The organism is Psychrobacter sp. Ps4, assembly GCF_022129285.1.
In the GTDB taxonomy this organism is placed as follows: Bacteria; Pseudomonadota; Gammaproteobacteria; order Pseudomonadales; family Moraxellaceae; genus Psychrobacter; species Psychrobacter immobilis_A.
Genome location: NZ_JADQAK010000026.1, coordinates 20,094 through 39,429, shown reverse-complemented (window position 1 = coordinate 39,429; position 19,336 = coordinate 20,094). Strand labels below are relative to the sequence as shown.

At 42.3% G+C, this 19,336-nt stretch carries 18 protein-coding genes and 1 tRNA gene; 9 read left to right on the top strand and 10 right to left on the bottom strand.

The features are described 5' to 3' along the window. The first annotated feature begins 440 nt into the window (after positions 1-440). Positions 441-2,018, top strand: a complete 1,578-nt coding sequence (locus tag I3252_RS12930; protein ID WP_238035509.1) for a YifB family Mg chelatase-like AAA ATPase — start codon at positions 441-443, stop codon at positions 2,016-2,018. 45 nt (positions 2,019-2,063) lie between these two features. On the opposite strand, the gene I3252_RS12925 is transcribed toward I3252_RS12930, so the two are convergent. Together I3252_RS12925 and I3252_RS12920 are read right to left on the bottom strand one after the other, a co-directional pair. Further along, a complete protein-coding gene (locus tag I3252_RS12925; RefSeq protein WP_238035507.1) occupies positions 2,064-2,765 on the bottom strand; it encodes a phosphoglycolate phosphatase in 702 nt (233 codons plus the stop codon). A gap of 164 nt (positions 2,766-2,929) precedes the next feature. Continuing rightward, positions 2,930-3,430, bottom strand: a complete 501-nt coding sequence (locus I3252_RS12920) for a DUF4385 domain-containing protein (protein ID WP_238035505.1) — start codon at positions 3,428-3,430, stop codon at positions 2,930-2,932. Positions 3,431-3,612: 182 nt separating this feature from the next. Here I3252_RS12920 and I3252_RS12915 point away from each other — a divergent pair, with 182 nt between their 5' ends. Continuing rightward, positions 3,613-3,981 carry a hypothetical protein gene (locus tag I3252_RS12915; protein ID WP_238035503.1) on the top strand — a complete coding sequence of 123 codons (369 nt, stop codon included), beginning with the start codon at positions 3,613-3,615 and terminating at the stop codon, positions 3,979-3,981. Positions 3,982-4,068: 87 nt separating this feature from the next. On the opposite strand, the gene I3252_RS12910 is transcribed toward I3252_RS12915, so the two are convergent. Both I3252_RS12910 and I3252_RS12905 read right to left on the bottom strand, forming a co-directional pair. Next, positions 4,069-4,144, bottom strand: a tRNA-Phe gene (locus I3252_RS12910). A 122-nt stretch (positions 4,145-4,266) separates the two neighbouring features. Then, positions 4,267-4,689: a hypothetical protein gene (locus I3252_RS12905; RefSeq protein ID WP_238035502.1), complete on the bottom strand. Its 423-nt coding sequence runs from the start codon at positions 4,687-4,689 to the stop codon at positions 4,267-4,269. Between the two features lie 400 nt (positions 4,690-5,089). Here I3252_RS12905 and hisB point away from each other — a divergent pair, with 400 nt between their 5' ends. The 4 genes from hisB (at position 5,090) to I3252_RS12885 (ending at position 8,177) form a co-directional block, all read left to right on the top strand. Further along, entirely contained in the window at positions 5,090-5,755 is a 666-nt protein-coding gene (gene hisB, locus I3252_RS12900; RefSeq protein WP_238035499.1) for an imidazoleglycerol-phosphate dehydratase HisB, read from the top strand. Next, positions 5,755-6,399, top strand: coding sequence for an imidazole glycerol phosphate synthase subunit HisH (gene hisH, locus I3252_RS12895; RefSeq protein ID WP_238035497.1), 645 nt, complete (start codon positions 5,755-5,757; stop codon positions 6,397-6,399). The genes hisB and hisH overlap by 1 nt, the downstream gene beginning before the upstream one ends. A gap of 183 nt (positions 6,400-6,582) precedes the next feature. Next, positions 6,583-6,957, top strand: coding sequence for a hypothetical protein (locus I3252_RS12890; protein WP_238035496.1), 375 nt, complete (start codon positions 6,583-6,585; stop codon positions 6,955-6,957). Between the two features lie 98 nt (positions 6,958-7,055). Then, entirely contained in the window at positions 7,056-8,177 is a 1,122-nt protein-coding gene (locus tag I3252_RS12885; protein WP_238035494.1) for a hypothetical protein, read from the top strand. 30 nt (positions 8,178-8,207) lie between these two features. Here the strand turns inward: I3252_RS12885 and I3252_RS12880 are convergent, their stop codons facing one another. Continuing rightward, positions 8,208-8,615 carry a hypothetical protein gene (locus I3252_RS12880; protein ID WP_238035493.1) on the bottom strand — a complete coding sequence of 136 codons (408 nt, stop codon included), beginning with the start codon at positions 8,613-8,615 and terminating at the stop codon, positions 8,208-8,210. A 109-nt stretch (positions 8,616-8,724) separates the two neighbouring features. Next, the gene (locus I3252_RS12875) at positions 8,725-10,041 is read right to left on the bottom strand and encodes a valine--pyruvate transaminase (protein WP_238035491.1); all 1,317 of its coding nucleotides are present in this window, start codon (positions 10,039-10,041) and stop codon (positions 8,725-8,727) included. A gap of 489 nt (positions 10,042-10,530) precedes the next feature. On the opposite strand from I3252_RS12875, the gene I3252_RS12870 reads away from it, so the two are divergent. Genes I3252_RS12870 through I3252_RS12860 form a run of 3 tightly spaced genes read left to right on the top strand, consistent with a single transcriptional unit; the run spans position 10,531 to position 13,340 of the window. Further along, positions 10,531-11,382, top strand: coding sequence for a sce7726 family protein (locus I3252_RS12870; RefSeq protein ID WP_238035489.1), 852 nt, complete (start codon positions 10,531-10,533; stop codon positions 11,380-11,382). Beyond that, positions 11,383-12,318, top strand: coding sequence for a sce7725 family protein (locus tag I3252_RS12865; RefSeq protein WP_238035488.1), 936 nt, complete (start codon positions 11,383-11,385; stop codon positions 12,316-12,318). Next, entirely contained in the window at positions 12,318-13,340 is a 1,023-nt protein-coding gene (locus I3252_RS12860) for an RES family NAD+ phosphorylase (RefSeq protein WP_238035487.1), read from the top strand. Before I3252_RS12865 ends, I3252_RS12860 begins: the two co-directional genes overlap by 1 nt. A 92-nt stretch (positions 13,341-13,432) precedes the next feature. Here I3252_RS12860 and I3252_RS12855 read toward each other — a convergent pair whose 3' ends face one another. From I3252_RS12855 to I3252_RS12840, 4 genes are all read right to left on the bottom strand, one after another. Continuing rightward, positions 13,433-16,075, bottom strand: a complete 2,643-nt coding sequence (locus I3252_RS12855) for an FtsX-like permease family protein (RefSeq protein WP_238035486.1) — start codon at positions 16,073-16,075, stop codon at positions 13,433-13,435. Between the two features lie 19 nt (positions 16,076-16,094). Beyond that, positions 16,095-16,814 (bottom strand): ABC transporter ATP-binding protein, encoded by a 720-nt coding sequence (locus I3252_RS12850; protein ID WP_238035485.1) that lies wholly within the window; start codon positions 16,812-16,814, stop codon positions 16,095-16,097. 12 nt (positions 16,815-16,826) lie between these two features. After that, entirely contained in the window at positions 16,827-17,657 is an 831-nt protein-coding gene (locus tag I3252_RS12845) for an arylesterase (protein ID WP_238035484.1), read from the bottom strand. 87 nt (positions 17,658-17,744) lie between these two features. After that, positions 17,745-19,013: an MFS transporter gene (locus tag I3252_RS12840; protein ID WP_238035483.1), complete on the bottom strand. Its 1,269-nt coding sequence runs from the start codon at positions 19,011-19,013 to the stop codon at positions 17,745-17,747. Between the last annotated feature and the right edge of the window lie 323 nt (positions 19,014-19,336).

Below are 19,336 nucleotides of genomic sequence, written 5' to 3'. Positions count from 1 at the left end.
ATTGTTTTATGATGTTTGTCCTAAACATAACAATTTTATTTTGAACTGACTATAGCGTGAGTGTGGGCACACGCCGATTATGCATCTTTATGCTCATAAGCTTATCCGTCCATGGTAGTAGGTGTTATATAACTCTGCAGCAAAAAGCCACCAGCAAACTTTATATGATCAATAAAATCCTTTTATTGCCAATACTCTTGCTAATCTTTAATGCTTTGTAGCGCGATTAAAATTATCCAATACGTTAATAACGTGGTTAACAGGCGTGATAATCTTTGGGGCAGCATAGCCGAATAAGACTGAGCGAAAGAGCATCCGTTTATCATATAACAACTGTTGATAACTATGCTAGTAAATAAAATTAGACAAAGAAACACGACATTTGCGCACTGATACATAATACTCTATTATCAATTATTCCCTATATTAGGAAAATGCTGATGTCGTTTGCCCAAGTCTATACCCGTTCAGTCGTCGGACTGCATGCGCCCAAGGTCATTATTGAAGTGCATCTGTCACAAGGGTTACCAGCATTGACCATCGTCGGTTTGCCGGAGGCGGCGGTACGTGAGAGTAAAGACCGTGTACGCTCTGCGATTCTGAACTCTGGCTTTCAATTTCCTAATCGTCGTCTCACTATCAATCTAGCCCCCGCTGATTTGCCTAAAGATGGCGCGCGTCTTGATTTACCGATTGCTATCGGAATCTTGGCAGCCAGTGATCAATTGGATCCAGAAGTATTATCAGGGTTTGAGTTTATCGGTGAGTTAGCGCTCAATGGGAATTTACGGCAAGTGACAGGCAGCTTAGCGGTGGCACGAGCGATCAAAGCTGAGGCGCTAGCGTCCAAAGTATTGCAGGTAGCAAATATCACTGAACAAGAGCTGAGCGAACCGCAGCCAAAACCACAAACACCGCAGCTTATCGTACCGATTGATAATGGTGCTGAGGCTAGCCGTGTGGATGGCGTGACGATACTAGCCGCGCAAAGCTTAAAGACAGTTTGTGAGCACTTACAGTCGTTAGCCAATCCAAGCGCAGCCTATGACTCTTTGGACGTTGTACAACCGAGTCCAGCACGGCAGCATGTTGGCTATCAAGTGGATTTGGCCGATGTTAAAGGACAGCATCATGCACGGCGCGCGCTAGAGATTGCCGCTGCTGGTGGTCATTCGCTGTTATTTACAGGGCCACCCGGCTCAGGCAAGACGTTAATGGCGTCACGGCTGCCGACCATATTGCCGGATTTAAGTGATGAAGACGCATTAGAGGTTGCCAGCACTTATTCAGTGGCAGACAGCGATTACGATTATGGGACAAGACCATTTAGGCAAGTTCATCACACTATATCAGCCGTGGCTTTGGTGGGTGGTGGCTCACGACCAAAACCGGGTGAAATTACCCTTGCCAATAAAGGCGTATTATTCCTTGACGAATTGCCAGAGTTTGATCGGAGTGTGCTTGAGGTATTGCGTCAGCCATTAGAAGCCAAGCAAATCACTATTAGCCGTGCCAACTCGCAGATGACTTTTCCGGCAAATTTCCAATTGGTCGCTGCGATGAATCCATGTCCATGCGGCTATGATGGCGATACCTCAGGGCGTTGTCGCTGTCGACCTGAGCAGATTAAACGTTACCAAGATAAACTATCAGGTCCACTGCTTGATCGCATTGATTTGCATATCACTGTACCTGCGCTGCCAATTACCGACTTGCAAAATGCTCAAGCTGGCGAAACCTCCGAACAAGTGCGCGTTCGAGTTATTGCCGCACATAAACATCAGATGCAGCGGCAACAAAAGGTCAATAATGAGCTTAGCCCTAGCGAGATTGATAAATATATCCAACTAGGAGAGGGCGAACAGCAACTATTACAGCTCGCTCAGCAGCGTCTAAACTTATCGGCACGCGGTTATCATCGAGTATTGCGAGTGGCGCGTACCATTGCTGATTTGGCTGACAGTATCGATATTACAAGCGCTCATCTGTCTGAGGCACTGAGTTATCGAAGCAAATAATGATTTCAAATAATGGCTTAAATGAATCATTCTAATGTTCAAATTTTAGCTGTCTATCTTATAATTTTTGAAAATATATTCTACTAATGCCGCAAAATCATCAAAGGCTTCGGTAGGGTTTAGCTCACGGATATCTTGTCCGTAGTTGTAGCCATAAGACAAGCCAAGCGTATCCATATTGGCGTTTTGTCCGGCTAAGATATCGTTTCTAGAATCGCCAATCATCACAGCTTGTTCTGGAGTGACGTTCAACGCTTTACAGACATGCAGTAGCGGTGCTGGATCAGGCTTTTTAGTTGAGAGACTATCACCACCTAATACTTCACTGAATAAATCCTGCCAGCCAAAGGATCGCAATATTTTTGGTACAAAACGAATCGGTTTATTGGTCACTAACGCCAGCGTAAATCCTGCTGCTTTTAGCTTTTTTAGTCCGCTATCGACATCTGGGTAAGCAACGGTTTTGCTACCACTGAGACTTTTGTAAGTCTCAAAAAACAGGTGCTCTGCGTGATTGGCTTCCTCGACCGTCAACTCGCCTTCTAACACTTCTACCTTACCTACTAGTGCGCGCTCTACCAGCAATCTTGAGCCGTTGCCTATCCAGTTTCGTATGGTCTCGATAGGGTAAGTCTTTTTGCCCAGCGTGGTTAACATCGCATTAGTCGCATCAGCCAAATCTGGCACACTATCAATGAGCGTGCCATCAAAATCAAAAATCAAAAGTTGCTTAATATCTACAGTCATTATTATTTGCCCACGCTATCAATTTTATACTTTTTTGGAGTATTAGCTCCAAGCCCTCATTACCTTAGCACAGCAAATCATGAATTCAATTATTTAACAGTCTGTCATTATAAGTATTTCTATCTTTTCAGGCTGAGGATAATTTTCATTGATATATTTTATGCTTATTCAACCTCTTTATAACGTTCGCGATGTTCCTTTTTCATTCTTAAATAATCTTCGTTCTCACGACACTCGTCCCATTTTTGTTTAAATATGCGTGCTGACTCTGCTTTGACTGGGTCTTCGATTTGTCGTGGCAACTCTTCACGACCATGTGCGCCGCTCTGACCTTTTTTATCATCGGGTACTGGTCCTTTATACTTTTTGCCGCCTTTGTGATTGGCATAACGACGGGCGCGGGTATAGCCCATTTGAATAAATTTGCGCGCCATATCAGCACCGACAAAGTCATCGGCCACCAGATAATCTAAAAACATCTGATAAATTGTCTCGCTGCTCTCAAGCGCAATATCAGGGGTCGCAAAGCGCCAGTGTGGCAGGATTTCAGATTTGTATGGCTCTACCAATAATACACCTTGATCACCGCGCCCGACCCGATACAGCTCTGGCTGTGCACGCAAATCTAGGTTTTTATAATCCAAATCGTAATCGAACGCTCTCATCGCTTTTCCCTATTAGTATTCGTCATCTGTCAAATTTATCATTATCAATACTATCGAGTATACTGAGCGCCGCTGTCTAAAAAACAGCACAAAAATGTTATGCAACCGTGACAGTAAGCGTTTAGCATGAGAAGCATGGCGAATAGAATTAATCATTGAGCAGGTCTGAGTAGGTTAAAGTTATGACAGTTAATAAAAACATCTTTAATAGCATCAGTCTAGCTGGCTCGACTGTTACGATGTCGTTAAAAAGTATATTTATGATATCGGTGCTGCTGCTCATTAGCGTATTAAGCATCAATGTTGCCCATAGCGCATGGTTTGAGCGGTTGATTCCGCAAGGAGAAACTTATACGGTACGCGAGATAGATCGTGATTTGGCGTTCGTGATTGATGGTTTCATTTATGATGCGCGCACGTCTTGCTTTTTAGCAGTGGGCGATCGGGTGATATTTTTTGAAGGGCGTCATGGTATCGATTACCGCGCGACGGTTTATGACTTAGACTCGCGTGAACGTTGCGAGGTGTTATTAAGAAGGCGTTTGTCATAGGCTATTAGACTTATTTCAGAACGGAATACAGGCATAAAAAAAGCCCCGAACAGCAATGTTCGGGGCTTTTTAGAATTCTTAAACGAATGGTGGCTCGAGGCAGGTTCGAACTGCCGACACACGGATTTTCAATCCGTTGCTCTACCGACTGAGCTATCGAGCCGTCTTCGTTGAGGCGCTATTAAACTAAATATAGACGTTGCTGTCAAGTGGTTTTTGCATAATAGGTGATAAAAGACGATAAATAATCAAATATTGGCAAAATCAACTGTTTCTGTTCTCGATTTAGTCTTTAGCACGCAGTAAATCATACTCGCTCATAATACGATGGATATCCGCATCGACAGGGACAAACTCACGGACGCCTTTTTTTACCTCGGCATCATAGACTAGTTTGATAAACTTAGCATCGATAGCGCGACCGCGATTTTGCTGATGTACCGTTAAATATTGTAGGCGCTTGGCATTGGTTTGCCCGTCATCAAAACAAGCAACCGCAGCGATAGGCTTGTCATTGAACATACCGACATACAGACATTGCCCGCGCTTAAAACCCTGCTCAACGATATTTAATACCTCGATACCATCAGGCTGCGCATCATCGCTATCATATAATGCCTGCAAGCGCTCTGCTAGCTCATTGTCGCGCGCAGGTTTTTTGATAAGTGGTGTATCCAAGCTATTAATGGCGATCGCTTCTAAAGGCATAGCAGTTCCTATAAGCAGAGGGTTTCTATCATATGAAGTAGCAGTATGACACAGCACAAAGTTATAACACGGCAAAAGTCATAGAAAGTAGGCTGTAGAATATGATATCTAGAAGTCAGTGCAAATCATGATTAATAATACTGAACACACTATTTTAGCAGAATGAGGTGATTTTGTGCGTGGTTTACCGCTTGGTCGTGGCAGTAAATGTTAGGGTTTGCTATGATGAGGCTAGATGATATTTAGTACGTACAAACCCTAATACCTTGATATCTTTTGTATATATCATTTTCTAATACATTTTTTGCTAGCGCTGACCCAGACACTAGTAAATTATTTGGGCATGTTTCGCCTTATTTATTGACCGCTTTTCACTGATAAAAACTGATAGAGAGTAGCCATGACAGCCAACGCAACGACGACTGCTGATACACCTGAGCAAAATGCACCAAAAAACCTAAATCTACATGGTCGCCCTGAACGTATTGCGACCGTTGAGCGCATCACTGCTGAGACCCAAGTGACTTGTACCGTCAATCTTGATGGTACGGGTCAAGGGGTTGTAGACACTGGCGTACCGTTTTTGGATCATATGATTGATCAAATCAAGCGTCACGGTTTGTTTGACTTAGAAATCAAATGCAACGGTGATACTTTTATCGATGACCATCATAGCGTTGAAGACACTGGTATTACCCTTGGACAAGCATTTAACAAGGCATTGGGCGACAAAAAAGGCATTCGTCGTTATGGGCATTTTTATGCGCCGCTTGATGAATCATTGACCCGCGCTGTCGTCGATCTATCAGGACGTCCGGGTTTACACATGGACATTCCCTTTACCCGTTCGCATGTCGGTAATTTCGATGTTGACCTGTTTAGCGAATTCTTTTATGGTTTCGTGAACCATTCTTGGATGACAGTGCATTTAGACAATTTAAAAGGCAAAAACAGCCATCACCAAATCGAGTCTACCTTTAAAGCGTTTGCTCGTGCGTTACGTATGGCTTGTGAGTATGATGAGCGAGCTTTGAATACGCTACCATCGACTAAAGAGGCGTTTTAATGGCTAAAGTAACCAAAGTAGCGCTACTAGATTATGGCATGGGTAATTTGCATTCCGCCAGTAAAGCCTTGTCAGTGGTAGGGGCAGACGTCTCTATCACTAACGACCCAAAAGTCGTCGCTGCGGCAGACAAGATTGTCTTCCCCGGTGTTGGTGCTATGCGTGACTGTATCGCTGGCATGCACGAGGCGGGCATTGATGACGTCATACGCCATGCGGTGTTTAATAAGCCTGTTATGGCTATTTGTGTGGGCATGCAGGCATTGTTTGAGCAGTCCGCTGAAAATGGTGGTACGGACTGTTTGGGTATCTTAAACGGCACTGTAGAAGCGTTTGACCCTACGTGGAAGGATCAACAGGGAACTACCATCAAAGTGCCACACATGGGCTGGAACACCATTAGCGGTATGGATTTTGACCATCCATTGTGGCATGGTATTGAGGACAACGCGCATTTTTACTTTGTGCATAGCTATTATTGCGAGCCTACTAATAGCTCACAAGTGGCAGCGATATGTGACTATGGTCAACCGTTTTGTGCCAGTGTCATCCAAGACAATTTATTTGCTACCCAGTTTCACCCAGAAAAAAGTCATACTGCTGGCTTGCAGTTGTTGAAAAATTTCGTGGATTGGAATGTGTAAGTAGTTGATAAACGTGAAGTGAATATTTAATTTAGTAGAAGGTAGATTATCCATTATATAATCTGCCTTTTTTATGCTCAGCCATCACTTTGTAGCTGCCACTCTTTAACTATTATAGTTTAGCCGTCATGGTTTAGTGATACTCTCAGTCGTTTTCTACTTGCTTATATTTGGAATATCTCAGTGGATTTTACCGCTTTTAAAATCAATATTATTGAAGTATCTGGACTTGCCAAAGATGCCTTACATATCTATGTCGGCGTCGGCATCTACCTTTTGTGTCTGCTTGTGCTGCGTCCTATCATTAAAAACCAAAGCATCAGATCATTCATGGCTTTAGTCGTCGTGACGGGCATTGCTTTATTGGGCGAGTATTTAGATAATCGAAATACGATTGAAGCGTCAGGCATGGTGGGCTTAAGCCACGAACAGCTGGTCGCAAGCCTCCGTGATTTGATTAATACGTGCCTGCTGCCTTACGTGCTCTATGCGCTGAATAAGTGGACGAAGATATTCAGTTCATTCAATCCGTCTACTAAACTTTTAAAGCAGCGCTAATATTCCGAAGTAATTTTATTTCAGATATCAAAAAAGTAAACTTAAGTAGGATTTTATGGTGTAAAATTCATAATATAAAATATATAGCAGACCATATTATGTCTTCATTTAAAATATCTACTTACATTTTTTCTTCTATTATTCTATGTCTAACGATGTTTAGCTATCATTCAGCAGTGGCAAGTCAAAACGTCATCATTGACCTCAATAAACCCATATCGGCAGCACTTTTGGCACAGTACAATCGTGATGGTATCGAGATTGACTACGATGATACGACTGTATTGAAGCAAGTTTACGTGACGGAAAAAGATGGGGCAATCGCACGTCAGTTACCAAGCGGCGCTGCTCGAAAGGTGAAAAGCTATACGTTCGGAGAGAAACTAGAGATCATTGAAGATAGAAAGGATTGGTATGCGGTGCAAGACAGAATTCGTAGAGAGTATGACGAGGACAATGATGGCATTGTAGAGACAGACGTTGTTAAATGGGAAAAGGTCTTTGTGAGAAAAGAGCAAACGGGTTCTACTATACCTGCCTCGCTAACGTCCAAAGATTTAAACATACTAGCATATCTATCCATTGGCGAAGACTACGAGACTTTTGAAAATGGCAAAGCACTTAACGACTACCTGAAAATAGAGCTGATTGATAAGGCTTTTTTTGAGAAAAAACGTCCACTTGCCGTTGATTTTTTATCAAAAGATGAAAGTATTAAAAAGAGAAATGGGGTGATATCTATTCCAACTGCTGGCAAGGTAGTAACGTTCACTGATAAGAATGTAGATAATGATGGGTATCAGATTTTTGAGTATGTAGGTCAGATTGCCCCGTTAAATCAGTATTTGGTCAATGGAGGTTACTGGGAAAGCGGTGACTATAAGATGATTGATAAAAATTCGGGTGAGACGACGCAGACGTTTATAGATTATCCTCATATCTCGCCCAATAAAAAATATATCATCTCAGCCTATACCAACCCATATGAGCAATACACCGATCTAGAGCTGTATAGAATTAAGGGAACAGACATCATCCCGATCATGGGTGCAGGCTTTATGCATTGGATGCCTATGGAGGAGCCAAAAGACATATTTTGGGCAAGAGACGGCTATTTATATTTAGCGGTTACTCATAGCGCCGCCTTCTGGAAAGAAAACGGCAACTTTAATGATCTTAATGATACTTTTCAATATATTAGAATAAAGGTAGATTTATAATTGTTAGGCTAAATACTAGCGAGTAGCATTTTAAATGCGCTCAAAGTTGTTTTCAGTAAACTCAAAACAGAAGTATCCACTATCTTCATCACGATAAGCGGAGATATCTCCCTCTATACAGAATTCGTTAGAATCTTTAGAAAAAATTAGTTTTTTATAATTAACTAAGTATCCAAAAGGATAAGCTATTTGAGTTTCTGGGTTTATAACAACTAAATAACCAAAGTTATCTTCCGGAAACACTAAAACTTTATCTTTATCAAAATTGACAGTCTTGTCAGTATTTTTATAGGATATTTGATTGTATTCGTCGCAAAAGTCTTCTACACCATAGTCATAGTTGCATTCCTCATTGCCATGAATCAAAACTTTATAGTTGGCGTCATCGGAATGTACAGCGCTACAACCAGACATTAGAAGTAAGACTATAGCTGACATAAGTCTCATTTAGTTATTCCTAAAATAATGTGATGGCTGTAACTGGCGTAGAGACTTTCGAATACTTTTACACTAGATCTAATTACAATTCTCAGCTCACTTGCAAAACCTACCGACCATCATACAACTCACGCACCACTTCACCAATCGCTGCAATACCATCAGTCAGCGTCTGCTCATCAGCGGCGATACTCATACGAATACACTCATGTGCATGCTGATAATCGCTGACATCGACACCAGGGAAGAAATACTGACTTGGTACAATGAGCGTGCCTTTTTCTTTTAAAATCTCGTACAGCTCAACCGTGGTAATCGGTAAGTCTTTAAACCACAACCATAAGAATATCGCGCCTTCAGGCTTATGAATCATCAACGGGTACTCGCCCAATGCTTCTTTTAACAGCTTCACGGCAAGGGTCGCCTGCTTTTGATAAAACGGCTTGATCTCATTATCAGATAACTGTTTGATACGATCGTTTTCTACCAATGGCGTGGCAATGGCTGCACCAAAGCGTGTCGGTGCTAAATTCACCACCGCATTCATCGCGCTGACCGCTTCGATCACTTTCGCGTCGGCCACGATAATACCCGTACGCATACCGGGCAGGCCAATTTTAGATAGGCTAAAGCACAGAATCGTATTGTCATCCCACGTCAAATGCGCGTCTGAATAGATGATATTAGGGAAGGGCATACCGTAGGCATTATCGATGATAAGCGGTATGTCATAACGTTTGGCAATCTCGGCCAGACGCGCCATTTCGTCATCGGTCAGCACATTGCCAGTTGGATTGGTCGGGCGTGAGCAGCAAATCGCGCCGATACGACCTTCTTTTAGCGCTGGCAAGTTCTCTAATGCGTCAAAATCGACACGATATTTAAAGAAGCCTTCCTCACCATCATGAGTCACTTCATCGATATGTGGCAATACGGCTGCGAAATGCTGACCTTCGACATGCACGTCGCTGTAGCCGATATACTCAGGGGTCAATGGCAGTAGAATGGATTTGTCGATAGATTCGTTCTTCTCATCTTTGAACGCACCGCCAAACAGATTAAAAAGATAGAAAAATGCGTTCTGTGAGCCATTGGTCAGGGCAATATTTTCTGAGGTGAGGTTCCAATCATAATGACGATTAAAGAAGCCAACCAATGCATCAATAAAGGCGGAATCACCTTGCGGATTAGAGTAATTCGCCATGCTGATAATCGCGCTACTATTGGCCTCTCCTGCATCATTGTCATTACCTAGCGCTTTATACGTCTCCAAAAACAACTCATTGACGGCATCAATTTTGGCAGGGTTACCACCGCCCAGCATGTTGACTGGCTGATCGCTTTTTAGCGCATCGCCCAGATCATCCATCAATTGTGAGATGCCAGTGGGCTGGGTAAATTTTTGACCGAACTTTGAGAATTTCATAAGGCTACCATGCTGTTTGGGAAAGTGTTATAAGTTGGTATTTAACCGATAAAGTTGGGCTAGTATAGCAAATGAGGGCTATAAAATAAGCAAAGTGCGTGGCTGATGTTGGTTTAAATGTCTATACAGCTTATGAACCAAAAAAACGCCCTCTAGATGAATAGAGGGCGTTTTGGTTTATAGTTTTTTAGCTAATCCTGCTTTGCGCCACAGCTCACTAAGTTACCGCTTCAATCAGGGCTAAACAGCTCTACAAGGCGCCTACTGCAATTAAGCGAAGCCTTACTAAAATTTGGATGTGGTAGAAGATGGTTTAGAGTTACCCATATAAAATAGCTATTCTTAGCTTACTGAAATGACTATACATATACAATCAAAGCTTTACTAATATAGCTGCTCTATCGTAGAGTAACAAGGGGTTCCCTACCTTTAAATAAGAAAATTCAAGAATGCTAAATTTTTCAACAACTAGATGGTCGGCAGCGCAAGATGGCAACAGATATAAACCAACTTAGAGATTTTTCGACTTTTTTCACTAGAAGTGAAATACTACGTCTATTAAAAAGTGATTTTGGATCAGTAAATACCAAGCTACAGCGTTATAACCTAATTGAGAAAAAACGTGGTTATACTTACTTGAAAGTATTAAAAGAAGCTTATAAAACTATTCAAAACAACTACCAGAACGAATATGTTCTAAAGAATGAATTTTTAAACAAATGTTTGGTAGAGAAGGTTGTTAATAGGGATTCAATAATTTTCAATGAATTGAGGCTTGGTAATTCAATTGCTGATTTAGCTATCTTTAACGGAGTTTCTAAAGCTTTTGAAATAAAAACCATACTAGACAAGGAGTGTAGATTGTCTGGTCAAATAAAGACTTATAAAAAGATATTTAATGAAGTGTATATAATAGTACCAGAACAACAAGTTGATAAATATATAAAATTCGATAATGAAGTAGCAATTTTTTCTTACGATTCTAGTTTTAATAAATTTGAATTAGTCAGAGAGGCTACTAGAAATGAAGTAATTGATATAGATATCTTAATGAATGTATTGCACTCAAAGGAATACTTAAATATCATCCACAACCATTTTGATGTAATTCCTGAACTAAATGCTTTTAACCAATTCGATATATGTAAAAAACTAATAGCTACTATATCTTATCCAGAATTAAATGATATATTTCTTGATACTATGAAAGCTAGAAAGATTCACAATTCTTTTTTTAATAAAACTAATAATGAGTTCAATCAGGTGAGTCTTTCTTTAAATCTAAAAGAGGTAGAGCGAAAGAGTCTCATTGATAAACTTAAAAACAATAAGGTTCTTTAAATGTATTTTCCATACTTAAGAGGGCGTCAATTTGAATTGATAGCAATTAGAGATTTAGCGGTTGAAAGATCTCTGAAAAATATTGTTCCTATAATTGAGCCTGTTAAAGAGAGTTATAACAGTTTAAATATAGCAAATACAGTATTTCTTGAGCATGGTACTAGTCCTTACCTAATTGTAAACCCTATAGAAGGGGAAGCATCAGGCGATAAAAATCATTTCCTGAATTATATAAAGAGTTTAAGTGAATCTAGCTTTAGGTGTGCGTTCCTTTACTCAGACAACGCTACATATATTCATAACTGTCTAGAAGATTATGACTTAAATGACTGCATGTTGGTCTGTTTAGATCATTTTACGAAAGAGGATGAACTGAGAAATCTTAGTGAAAATCAACGTATTAGTCATATAGCTTTGTTAGAACCTCACAAGTATAGGACATTGGATAGAAGTATAAAGAAATTAGATAAATTTTTTATTCGCTTAGATGATTTGTTTGAAAAGCAACAGAAGAATGCAGATTTTTTAAAAATATCAGCACATAAGTTTTCTGAAGAAAATTTATACTATAAAGATGATAACTATCAAGGTTTTGGTGATTTTACTGTATTGCCTAAAGATTATACAGAAGGTGGAGGCGCGCCAAGAGCAGTCGTCATAAATTTAACTTATATAAATAAAGAGGCAGATGACCAGATCTGGATTAGACATTTCACCTCTAATAGCAATGACTCTATAGCTAATGTTCAGGGAAAATTTGCTGAGGCAACGAAAAAGGCAGTAAGCTTCTGCTTGGAACTACCTCTGACCAACTCTGGAACTAAAGAGTTGGAAATGTATTATAAAGAAGCTAGGTATCCTGGATTGGGAACAGTTAAAAAGATCACTATTAAAAATCATTTATTAGTCATTGAAGACTATTTGGAAACACTTTAATGAGTAATATATGTGATAACTGTTTTTCAGACGAGGAAATGGAGCTAAAAGCATTTATAGGCTCACAAGGTATAATAGGTAAATGTGATTTTTGTAAATCAGATATAAATAAGATAATCCCTACTGAGGAATTGCTCGATTTCTTTAACGAGCTACTTAGCAACTTTCAATTAGATCCTAAGGGCCAAAGTCTAGTAAGCCTTATTCAAGGTGATTGGGACTTATTTAAGAGTAATTCGATAGGTATAAAGTTTCTAAATATTATAATGGGTGATTTAAATATAGATTTCCATAATGCTGAAGTTACAGTTAATTATAGCAATGATATACTAGATAATATAAATTACTGGTCTACACTCAAAGAAAAAATTAAGTGGGAGCGAAGGTATCTAATTGATGTAAACTATTTAACGGATGAGTTAGGTTGGGACGGTTTCTTTCAAAGTAAAATAATAATTAATAAAGATGACATCCTATATAGAGCTAGACGACATGAAGAGACTGATAAAGAAGCTTATTCTAGCGAAAACATGTTTTGTCCTCCAAGGACAAACAGTACAGCTGGAAGAGCAAATCCTATGGGTATTCCTTACTTATATCTATCGGATAAGAAAGAGACGATATTGTATGAGATTAGATCAGCTTATTTAGATGAAGTTTCAATAGGTAGCTTTAAAGTGAGCAATAATAGAGAAAAAGAGGTTAAGATTTCAGATTTTACTGAAAATTCAACTATTTATCATCCTAATGAAGTTAATGAGCGGATAAAATCTAGACTCTTAAAACGTTTAATAAGTATCGATTTATCAAAGCCTATGAGGAGGTATGATTCAGATCTTGATTACATCCCTACTCAATTTATATGCGAATTCATTAAAGTATTCACAGGGGTAGACGGTTTAAAGTTCACAAGCTCATTGCATAGTAGTGGGAATAATTTTGTTATATTTGATCAGTCTATTATGCAATGCATAGAAGTAAATAAGGTGAAAATATCTAAAGTGAAAATAAGTTTTAATTGAATTTTCTAGTAAAGCGAGTCAGCCCTGACAGTAGCGAATTAAAAAAACCCCTATTAAGGGGTTTTTTAGTTTAAATCTGAAATTGAGTACGCCTAAACCATCGCCCGTACCCGTGCCATAATCCCACGTCCAATCACCAATCTCACATAAATGATAGCGATAGCGAACAGCAAGACGACTAACGCCGCCCCGCCTATAGCCAAATTTGCCCACGGCATACTAAACTGTAAATTAAACCACTGAGTAACCGCCAGCCAAGCACCGCCAGTGGCGATAATCACGGCAAAAGTCGCCGCGCTAATCCCAAGCACACCCAGCTCTAAGATATTGAGCATATATAGGTCACGCTTTTGCATGCCTAGTAGTCTAAATGACGCGCTGTCCTTCATGCGATCTTGTGAAGTAGACAGCAGCGAGCTGATCAGCACCATGACCCCAGTGAGTAGGGCAAGCAAGGTAAACACATAGACCAAGCGGCTCATTTGTACCACCAGCTCTTGGATTTGCTTCGCAATAGCCGTGCCATCTATGGTGGTGACAGCAGGGAACTCGCGTACCAGTTTGCCTTGTAACTCTGGAATGTCATCAGCTGGCACATGCGCAGTGGCAAACTGAATCTGCGGCGCAGCAGACAGCACAGACGGCTCAAACAAGAAGTAGAAATAAGGGCTTGGGCCACGCTCATAGCGCGTACGAATACTGGTAATTTGCCCGATGATTTCGATACCTTGAATGTTAAAACGTACCTGATCACCCATACCGACATTGAGCATACTGGCGGCAGTATCTAAGATAGATAGGGGTTTGATTTGCTCATCTGTCGCATCGATAGGGGTATATAGCGCGTCGTCTGTGAGGGATTCAGTGATATATTCGGTCTCCATGACCGTATCTGCGTAGCTCAAATTAAACACACGCGTAGGGTCATCAAACCCATCTGCAGGCACGATATCTTTTGCCGCTACATCATTGGCCGTCTCCACACGGGCACGAATGACGGGATAATAAGTGACGGGTGCCTCAATGATGGTATCAATCTCATCATGCTGATCGGTCTGCACATCGAGCAAAAACAAATTGGGCGCATCTTCAGGATAAGCATTGATAAACTGTGTATTGATACTGTGATTGAGTGTGGTAATGAGTGTCAGCACCGCCACCGATAGCGATAAGGTGACAAAGAACAACGCTGATTGGTTGCCTTTACGCGCAAGGTTATGGATGGCGATACGCTGCATCCAACTGACCTTGGTATTGCTCGCCAACTTGTTAAGCAGCCAGAGCCACCCACGCGCCAATAGCCAAAACATCGCCACAAAGCCAATCAAGCCGCCCAATAACTGTGCTCCTAATGACAGTGAGCCAACTTCATAAGCAAAGAAGGCATACAGCCCTGCCAGCACCAAGCCATACCATAGTAGCGGCACGCGTCGATACCAAGGCAGGTTTTGTGTCTGGGTGCTCGCCCCTTGATTGAGTAGGGTAGCGGGTTTGGTGGTGTTAAGCGCGCTTAAACCACGCTGCGCAATGAGCAACGTCAGGACTAAAGCAATCACAATAGTCTTAATTGCACTGATTGGATTGATGGACAGCCCAACATCGGCAGGCAAGATAGCCACCAGATACGGCTGACCAATTTTAAGCAAACCTAGACTCAGTATAATCGCGGCGACACAAGCAATGGCAGTGGTGACGATAAGCAGTTGATAGTAGCTGCGCTTGAGTGAGCCAAGCGGTTCACCTAATGCCAAGCGAATCGCATTAGTTGACTGCTGTTTGCTGACAAACGCGCTAATGACACCGTACATGGCAACCGCAGAGAGTAGCAACACCGCGATGACCAGTAATTTTAAAAACATCAGTACATTGTCAGAGATACGCGAGACCGAAGTGTCTGCGGACTCTGCGTCAGAGAGCTCGATATCAGGATAGTTGGTCAGTATCTCTGTGAGCGCATCACGCTGCGTCGTTATCAGTTCGGGATCGCCTGCCATCTCAATACGATAGTTTATTCGGCTGCGTTGCCCCAATAGGTTGGTTGACGGGAGTGAGTCTTGATGCATTAAGACACGCCCACCAAACCCAAAGGTGGTCAGCGGGCGATCAGGTTCTTTTGTCAATACATCACTTATTGTGAACTGCGCATCACCAATGGTGATACGGTCGCCGACATCAGCCTGTAGACTACTAAGCACTTCTGGTGCGACGATCACACTGTCAGATGTTAGCTGATCCCACAGCGGCTGCCCCGAGGCAAGCTCCGCTGTGCCATATAAGGGATAAGACGGAGAGACGGCTTTGACGCTGGCAAGCAAGGTTTGCTCATCATTGACCAGCATGGCGCTAAATTGATAGTCATACACCGTCTGTGTATTAGGGATAGTTTCTACCTGTGACAATACTTCGCTTGGCCAGTCTTGTTTACTGTTTAGGATTAGATCCCCACCAACGAGCGCGCGCTGATTGTCATTGATATAGCTATCGACAGACTGCTGCACAGAGTCGAGGGTCAGATAGGTTGCAAGCGACAAGGTCAACGTCAGTAGGAACAACACGGGATATACCCAACGCTGCCACCAGCTACGGCTGAGTGCTTGCGAGCCTAGTGTTTGAAAACCTAGGGTACGGGTAAATAGTTGACTAAGAATGCCGCTAGGATAACTGGACTCTTGATGCATACTGGTAACAGTCTTTTCTGTATCAGGCGATTTGTTGTCTGTGGGTTTACTATTCATTAAGATACAATCCAGTTATTCATGTAGGTACAATGCGGCCGTCATGCATGGTGATGACGCGATCTGCCATCTCGGCAAGTGCAGGGTCATGAGTCACGACCACCAGTGCCGAGCCAACCTGTTGGCGTAAGTCCAATAGCAGCTGCATAACTTGATCGGCATTTTGCTCATCTAAGTTGCCCGTTGGCTCATCCGCAAACACAATTTTTGGGTGCGATACCAAAGCTCGTGCTACTGCTGTACGCTGCTGCTCACCACCTGACAACTGATTGGGTAAGCTGTGACGTCTATGACCTAAGTCGACCGCATCTATCAGCTCGTCTACACGTGATGGGTTTGGACGTCTGGCAATATCAAGTGGAAAGGCGATATTTTCAGCGACGGTCAGTGTGGGAAGTAGATGAAATGACTGAAAGACAAAGCCCATATCCTGCTGTCGAATAACGGCAAGCGCATCCTCGTCAAGACTGCTAAGCATTTGACCTGCCAGCGACACCATACCACTATCGGGATAGTCTAATGCTGCGAGTAAACCTAACAAAGTAGATTTACCCGAGCCTGATTTACCCATGATGACCACAAACTCGCCAGCATTGACATAAATATCCACGTCTTTAATGATGGACAACTTTTGCTCACCGACTTGCACGGTTTTATTTAATTGTGAGGCGGTCAGTAGGGCTTGTGTCTTAGCGTCTGCTTGTGGCGTTGCTGTGGCAGTCGAAGATGATGATGTCATTACAGTGTCTCGTTAAGTAGTCTCGTTTGTCGTATTGTCTTGAGCAGTCGTAGCTGTGCTATCGGTATCGGCTGTTTTTAACTCTTGTAGTTCTTCTAGTTCATTTAATTTAGGCTCTAGAATAGGCAAGATATTGTTGTTAACGATAATCTCGTAGCCCTCTTTAGTCGGGTGAATCGCATCCGCTTGGTTGAGCTCTCGGTCACCGCCAACGCCTTCTAAGAAAAACGGAATAAGTGTCAGGTTCATGTCTTTAGCAACACGAGGATAAATGTCTGAGAATGCCGCAACGTATTCACTGCCTAGATTGTCATAGATCGACATACCGCCTAAGATGACGACACTACCATTGTCTTGCAGGTGCTTAACCGCAGTACGAATATTGGCTTCAATGGTCGCTACATCGATACCGCGTATCGCATCGTTAGCACCGATAGTCAATATGGTGATGTCGGGTTTGGTTTGCGACACCCAGTCCAATCGATTGACCAATCCCGTGCTGGTTTCACCACTCAATCCTGAATTGATAACTTTGGCATTGTCGTAACCCATTGCTTGCAGACGATCTTCTAACTGAGCAGGATAGTTGTCATCTTTGTCCACCCCAAGACCTTCTGTCAGGGAGTCGCCCAATGCCAAGATCGTTAATGGCGCTTGCTGTGCAGTGGATGTTACCGGTTGCTCAGATTTTGTCGTTTGAGGTTCGGCAGTTTGAGTACTGTTTTGCATGCCATTATCGGTGGTAGGTTCAGATGGTTTTTGGCAACCACCGAGCGCCATTACGGCTGTTAAAATAGCCAATGTTGGTAAGTGTCGAGCGAAACGAATGGATAAATGCATCATGATTATTCTGTCCTATAAGCAATCAAACCAGTGTAGCAAAATAAGACAGACACCAATATTATCCTAAGGTTACTGTGGTTTTTGATATTAAAGCTTTTTGCCATCGACCATCACTGGACGACTCACTACCCAAGCAATGACGACGTTGAGAACCATCAAAATAAGCATGATGAATAGTGGCAAATCCCAACTGCCAGTCGCTTCATGTAGCCAACCTGTCCCTAAGGGACCAAAAAATGCAATCAAATAACCGACGAATTGCGCCATACCCGACAGCTCACTAGATTGGTTGGTTGTATAAGTACGTAAGGAGAACAGCATCATGCTCAAGGTAAAAATAGCGGAGCAGCCAATGCCCATCAGACCTGACCACAACCACGCGAGGTCGGTAGATAAATAATTGATTCCTAAAATACCAATAACATTCAGCACCGCTGCAAACACCGCCAGCGCCTGAATAGGGCGGCCGCGATTGATCAGCCACGTCAGGCTCAAAATAGAGACTGGCGCCATAAACTGAAACACTGAAGCCATTTGTCCTGCTTGCACTGCGGATAGCCCCTTGCTGACCCAAATAGAGGGTAAGAAACTGGCAACGGTGTAAAATAATAATGATTGCAGCCCCATAAATACCGCAATTTGCCAAGCAAAGGGCGTACGCCACATGGATATATCAGACGCTCCAGAGGTAGGTGGCACAATGGCTTGATGACTAGACGAACCCAGCCGCAACCGTAAAAATATCCAAATAATGATCGCAAAAATGCCCAATAGCGACCACCCACCCAGTGCCCATTGCCAGCCCACTTGCTCAGATAATGGCAGTACGACTCCAGCGACGATGCCTGCCGTTACCGTCATCGTTAGACTAAATAGCCCTGTTATGAGTGGAATATGCTGGGGCGTACGCTGTTTAATAACAGGGGCAGCTAAGGTATTCGCAAAACCGATAGCCAAGGTCAGCAGTAACGTACCAATCAAAAACCCAGACCAAGTGGGAATAACGGTACGAATCATCATACCAATCGTTAATAACGCAATCATCGCAATGAGCGTATTCTCAAGCCCAAAACGCTTACCAATGGCTGGCGCGATCAGTGCGCCCACTGCAAAAGTCAGCATGGGCACTGCTCCTAGCCAACCAATCTGCGTCTCAGAGATATTGAGGGCATCTTGTACAACAGGGGCAATAGAGCCGAGAGCAACAATAGGCGCACGCATATTGGTGGCGAGCAAAATCATGGCACATAAAATGAGCCAAAAAGTGAAGCGTGAGGAGGGCAGCTCAAACGGTGACGGCGTATCTGAATGAGACTGTAATGGCACATCAGGTGGCAAATCAGTAGATGTAGACATAGCAGCACGACTATTAGAATAAGAAAAAGGACACGTCATTAAACAGCGCCGAAGCATCGTCGCTTGTAAATAACACCAAAGAAAACGCACCTAGACGGTGACTAAAATCATTAATTAGAATCGTAAATTAGAACTAGAGATTATTTGCAGAATACAAGATATATGAGTAACCATTTTGAAAGCGCGCTTATCTTCAATCGCCTATCAACTGGATACGGTATTAGATTTATTTAGTCTACTATTATTAACAGGCCTTGCACGTGCCGTATTGATATCCAAAATATCTTAAAGCGATGCTAATTAGATACGTCGCGGCTGGCACA